The organism is Herbiconiux daphne, assembly GCF_024979295.1.
Taxonomy (GTDB): Bacteria; Actinomycetota; Actinomycetes; order Actinomycetales; family Microbacteriaceae; genus Herbiconiux; species Herbiconiux daphnes.
Map to the genome: position 1 here is coordinate 1 of NZ_JANLCJ010000754.1, position 535 is coordinate 535.

At 40.4% G+C, this 535-nt stretch carries 1 protein-coding gene; it reads left to right on the forward strand.

The genetic code is table 11. The features are described from left to right. Positions 1 to 535, forward strand: a 535-nt coding sequence (locus tag N1032_RS27515) for a phage portal family protein (protein ID WP_259543905.1), incomplete at both ends; no start/stop codon positions are given.

Sequence of the window (535 nt, forward strand, 5' to 3'; positions counted from 1 at the left end):
ACGAGAAATTCATTAATACTGGTGGCGGTATCAATAATAACCTATTAGATGATATTCGCAAGCTTCAACAAGATTTCTACAACCAAACTGGTTTGACTTCCAAAGTCATTGATGGTTCGGCTGATGAAAAAGAAATGATGAATTACTATAACCGTACTGTCGATCCTTTGATCACTGCAGTATTGGAAGAATTCAATCGTAAGTTTATTACTAATACGGCTCATACTCAAGGGCATATTATTAAAGCTTATCGTGATCCATTCAAACTTGTTCCTGTTGAACAATTGGCTCAAATCGTTGATACGTTTACTCGTAATGCGGTATTCACTCCTAACGAATCTCGTGAGATCGTTGGTAAACAGCCTCATCCAGATCCACTTGCAGATAAACTTTATAACCGTAACATTGCTGATGCTAACCAAGCTGGTGGCACTGCGACTATCGGTCAAACTTCAGATGGGCAACCTGCTCCTACTGAGGAAGTTCAACCTGCTGGTGCTGTTCCTGAAGTTCCTGTAGATGAATCAGTAGCGAC